A 4,193-nucleotide genomic window follows, 5' to 3' on the forward strand; every position below is an offset into this window, starting at 1 on the left:
CCGGTGGATCAGTATATCGGCGGCATCGAGCATGCGGTCCTGCATCTGCTCTATTCACGCTTCTTCACCCGCGCGCTGAACAAGTGCGGCTACCTCGATCTTGACGAGCCGTTCGCCGGCCTGATGACCCAGGGCATGGTCTGTCACGAGACCTTCAAGGATCAGAGCGGCGCCTGGCTGTTCCCGACCGAGGTGCGTAAGGAAGGTAGCGGCTACATCACGATCAAGGACGGTGCGCCGGTCAAGACCGGCCGCATCGAGAAGATGAGCAAGTCGAAGCGTAACGTGGTCGATCCGGAAAACATCATCGGCGCCTACGGGGCAGACACAGCCCGCCTGTTCATGCTATCGGACTCTCCGCCGGAAAGGGATCTTGAGTGGTCAGAGTCCGGCGTTGATGGTGCCTGGCGTTATCTCAGCCGCCTCTGGCGTCTGATCACCGAACCCGCGAAACCCTTCGCCCCGCATGGCACAGCCCGTCCTGCCGGCATTGGCCCGGCTGCGGAAGCGGCCGAGCGCGCAACACATAAGGCGATCAAGGCAATTGAAGAGGCCGTCGAGCGGTTCCGCTTCAACACCGCCGTCGCCCAGGTACGCGAACTCAGCAACGCTCTTGCAGAACTCGATGGCGACGATGATGGTTCGGCCTGGGCACGCCGGTTTGGCTACGAAACGCTGGTCAGGCTGATTGAACCCATGGTCCCGCATATCGCCGAAGAACTCTGGTTGCAGCTCGGTGGTGACGGCATGCTGACGGACCGGCCGTGGCCGGATTATGATGAAGCCCTCGTCACTGACGACACCCTGACCATCGGCGTTCAGGTGAACGGCAAGCTGCGCGGCACCATCGAGGTGGCCCGCGATGCGGACAAGGCGCTGGTCGAGGAAGCGGCCCTGGCTGTCGAGAATGTGCAGAAGATCCTTGAAGGCAAAGCGCCGCGTCGTGTGATCGTGGTGCCGAACAAGATTGTGAATATCGTTGCCTAGATCACGAACAGCCCTCGTCCTTCTTGTTCTGCTGACGCTTGGCGCCTGCGGATTCCAGCCGGTTTACGGCACGCGCAGCCCCGGCAACGCAAACAGCAGCGTGACGGCCGACCTGTCGGCGATCAAGATCTCCCCGATCGCCAACCGCGCCGGTCAGTTGCTCCGCAACAGCCTGCAGGACAAGCTGACACCCCGGGGCGTACCGGCCCAGGCGCGTTACCGGCTTGATGTCAGCCTGACCGAAAACCGCTCGGACCTTGTGATCCTGAAGGATTCCACCTCGACCTTTTCCAAGGTCCGGTTTGTTGCGAATTTCACTCTGGTGGATCTGACCACCGGCCAGCCGGTAAACCAGGGCCAGGCCGAGTCCACCACGACCTTCAACCGGGTGGATTCCGATTTCGCCATTCTCGCGGCGGAAAAGGATGCGCGGCGCCGGGCCGCCGACGAGATCGGCGAGGATATCCGGCTTCGCCTCGGACTCTATTTCAATCGTATTCGCGGCAGCTAATCCGGGCAGGCAATGAAGCTGAAATCGAATGAGATTGCCGGTTTCATCCGCCGCCCGTCGGACAGCGTCGGAGCCGTTCTGATCTATGGCGCCGATGGCGGTCAGGTCCGCGAAGTTTCCGATAAAATCGGCAAGACCATCGTCGAGGACCTGTCCGACCCGTTTCAGGTCGCGGACCTTACGCCGGAAGCCCTGAAAGACGAGCCAAGCCGGATCGCCGATGAGGCCGCCGCTATTTCCCTGACCGGCGGACGTCGGCTGGTCCGCTTGCGTGGCGCGACCGATACGGTGACCGCCGCGGCCGAGCTGGCGCTGAATGCAGAGACCGGCGACAGCATGATCATCATCGAGGCCGGCGCTCTCGAAGCCCGCTCGAAACTTCGTAAACTTTTCGAGACAAGCAAAAATGCGGCTGCCATCCCCTGCTATCTCGACAGCGGGGCGGGCCTTGACGCGGTGATCCGCGAGACGCTCGGCTCCTTCGAGGTCCGGGCCACACCGGATGCCCATGCCTACATGATGGAGCATCTGGGCGGCGACCGCCGGGTCACGCGGTCCGAGCTGGAGAAGCTGGCGCTCTATGTCGGCAAAGGCGGTGAAGCCAATCTCGAGGATACGCAAAGCATGGTCGGGGACAGCAGCGCCCTCGCCCTGGACCAGATCGCGGTCGCCGTGGCCAGCGGTGATATCGCGGCGGCCGACCGCCTGCTCCGGCGCGGCTATGCGGACGGGCTCAATCCGGTAGGTGTCCTCAGGGCGGCGATCCGGCACTTTCAGCGCCTGCACCGGGCCGCCTCGCATATGGCTGCGGGCGACAATGCGGATCAGGCCGTGCAGAAACTGAGGCCGCCAATATTCTTCGCCGTGAAGCCAGCCTTCATGGCGCAGCTCCGATCCTGGCCAATTCAGCGGCTTCGGCTTGCTTTGACCAGGCTCTCGGAGGCTGAAACGCTCTGTAAGTCCACAGGAACGCCGGATCTGTCTGTTGCGGGGCAGACCCTGCTGGGACTTGCTTACAGTGCCGCCAGAGGGCGTCCTAGAGGGTCGCGATAAACCGGCTCAGACCGGTTTTACCGTATCGTCCTCTTTCATCAGGTCGCTGAAGTCGATGGAATTGCCATCGGCATCGGCAATCTCGTCCGCCGTCTCCTGATCATAATCCGGAACGTCCGCCAGAAACCCGGACATGGCCGGTGCGCTCATGTCGGCCGAGACCGTGCGCGGCGCGCTCATGATCGCCAGCAGAGAGTCCAGTTGCTCCAGGGACTCATACTGGATCATCACCGCGCCGGACTGACCGTCGACGCCTGCCGCGATTTCCACATGCAGGCCGAGCTTCTCCGAGAGATCCCTTTCAAGCGCCCTGGTGTCCGCGTCTTTCTCGATCGACTTTTTCTGCCGGGGCTGACGCGGCGCCGAGGAAGAGGCCGGCTGCTTCTCCTTCTGCACCAGACGCTCGGTCTCGCGCACATTGAGATGCCGCCGGACAACTTCCGAAACCAGTGCCGCCGGATGCTCCGCCGTCAGCAGGGCCCGGGCATGACCGGCGGAAATATCCCCCGACTCAAGGTGCATTCTGACTTCAGACGGTAGTGCCAGGAGACGCATCATGTTTGCGACGTGGCTGCGGCTCTTTCCAACGGCTTGCGCAACATCGGACTGGGAGTGGCCGTGACCGTCCACCAGGCGTTGGTAGCCCTCCGCCTCTTCCAGCGGACTGAGATCCTCGCGCTGCACATTCTCGATGATAGCGATCTCGAGCGCTTCGCGGTCATCGAACTCGCGGATCTGTGCCGGGATCTCATGCAGCTGCGCGCGCTGGGCCGCCCGCCAGCGGCGTTCGCCGGCGATGATCTCGAAGGTACCGTCCCGGTCCGGGTCCCGCCGCAGCAGGATCGGCTGGATGACGCCCTTCTCGCGAATGCTCTCGGCCAGTGCCTCGAGCTCTTCTTCATTGAAAATGCGGCGCGGCTGGAAACGGCCCGGATGGACATGCTCGATCGGCACCGTCCGGCTTTGCTGCATCCGGTCGACCGAACCGGTCCCCGAACCATCCTCGCCAAGCAGTGAGGCAAGCCCCCGTCCGAGACGGCGTTTCTTGGCGCTGCCCTCTTCCGTACTCACGCGGCAATGCTCCTTTCGCGCTTCATCACCTCGCTGGCCAGATGGATATAGGCCTGCGAGCCGGAGCAGCGCATATCATAGACAATCACGGGCAAGCCATGAGACGGCGCTTCCGAAATCCGCACATTGCGCGGGATCACCGTCCGGTAAACCTTGTCCCCGAAATGCTCCCGTACATCCTCGGCGACCGCAAGGGAGAGATTGTTGCGGCGGTCGAACATGGTCAGGACGACGCCCTGGATTTCCAGATCCGGGTTGAAGGCCTGCCGGATCCGCTCGATGGTCCGCATCAACTGGCTCAGACCTTCCAGCGCATAGAACTCGCATTGCAGCGGCACCAGCACCGCGTCGGCCGCGACCAGCGCGTTCAGGGTCAGCAGACCAAGCGAGGGCGGGCAGTCGATCAGGATATAGTCATATGTGTTCCGGCCCGCGGCGAGATGCCGGACCAGAGCTTCACGCAAACGGAACTCCCGGTCTTCCATGGTGACCAGTTCGATCTCCGCGCCGGACAGATGGACAGAGGACGGCACGATGGAGAGGCGGGGGACATCGGTTGCGGTGATCGCTT

The 4,193-nt window shown here is 62.8% G+C and carries 5 protein-coding genes; 3 read left to right on the forward strand and 2 right to left on the reverse strand.

What is annotated here, in order from left to right; translation table 11 throughout:
* The 3 genes from AAC126_RS21815 to holA form a co-directional block, all read left to right on the forward strand.
* A partial coding sequence (locus AAC126_RS21815) for a class I tRNA ligase family protein (protein WP_339857481.1) occupies positions 1-987 on the forward strand: 987 nt, incomplete at its 5' end.
* Positions 980-1,498: an LPS assembly lipoprotein LptE gene (gene lptE / locus AAC126_RS21820; RefSeq protein ID WP_339857483.1), complete on the forward strand. Its 519-nt coding sequence runs from the start codon at positions 980-982 to the stop codon at positions 1,496-1,498. The genes AAC126_RS21815 and lptE, both read left to right, overlap by 8 nt.
* A gap of 12 nt (positions 1,499-1,510) precedes the next feature.
* Positions 1,511-2,551, forward strand: coding sequence for a DNA polymerase III subunit delta (gene holA, locus AAC126_RS21825; RefSeq protein WP_339857485.1), 1,041 nt, complete (start codon positions 1,511-1,513; stop codon positions 2,549-2,551).
* Between the two features lie 6 nt (positions 2,552-2,557).
* On the opposite strand, the gene AAC126_RS21830 is transcribed toward holA, so the two are convergent.
* A complete protein-coding gene (locus AAC126_RS21830; RefSeq protein WP_339857487.1) occupies positions 2,558-3,622 on the reverse strand; it encodes a ParB/RepB/Spo0J family partition protein in 1,065 nt (354 codons plus the stop codon).
* The coding region (locus AAC126_RS21835; RefSeq protein ID WP_339857489.1) for a ParA family protein at positions 3,619-4,193 on the reverse strand (575 nt) is incomplete at its 5' end. The genes AAC126_RS21835 and AAC126_RS21830, both read right to left, overlap by 4 nt.

The organism is uncultured Nisaea sp., from assembly GCF_963974195.1.
Lineage (GTDB): Bacteria > Pseudomonadota > Alphaproteobacteria > Thalassobaculales > Thalassobaculaceae > Nisaea.

Coding starts and splice junctions, on each gene's coding strand:
- holA (WP_339857485.1), top strand. CDS start 1,511: ATGAAGCTGAAATCGAATGAGATTGCCGGTTTCATCCGCCGCCCGTCG.